Origin of the sequence: Streptomyces glomeratus, assembly GCF_021462825.1 — a bacterium.
Classification (GTDB): Bacteria; Actinomycetota; Actinomycetes; order Streptomycetales; family Streptomycetaceae; genus Streptomyces; species Streptomyces glomeratus.
This window is the reverse complement of sequence record NZ_JAKEEB010000110.1, coordinates 1-428: the sequence shown is the minus strand read 5'-3', so window position 1 is coordinate 428 and position 428 is coordinate 1. Positions and strand designations below refer to the sequence as shown.

The 428-nt window shown below is 65.9% G+C and carries 1 protein-coding gene; it reads left to right on the top strand.

All coding sequences use genetic code 11. From position 1 onward, the window contains the following. Window positions 1-54: 54 nt before the first annotated feature. Window positions 55-428, top strand: a 374-nt coding sequence (locus tag LZ604_RS35545; protein ID WP_234520369.1) for a helix-turn-helix domain-containing protein, incomplete at its 3' end; no start/stop codon positions are given.

The window sequence follows — 428 nt, the reverse complement described above, 5'->3', positions numbered from 1 at the left end:
CATACACCAAGGGTAGTATGATCGTGCGGGCTGACCAGGAAGGGGGTGGGCCGGATGATCCGTGCGTACAAGTTCCTTATGCGGCCCACCGTGGGCCAGGCGGCAGCGCTCGGTGAGATGCTGCGGGATCACTGCTCGCTCTACAACGGTGCGTTGCAGGAACGCCGCGACGCCTACCGGCACACCTCCAAAACGTCGGTCAAGTACGCGCAGCAGTCCGCGCAGCTCAAGGACATCCGGGCCTTCGACCCCGAGCGTCAGGGACGCTGGTCGTTCTCGTCGCAGCAGGCGACCTTGCGCCGCCTGGACAAGGCGTTTCAGGCGTTCTTCCGGCGCGTGAAGGCCGGGGAGAAACCCGGATACCCCAGGTTCCGGGGCGCGATGTGGTTCGACACGGTGGACTTCCCCAAGGACGGCGACGGCTGCCG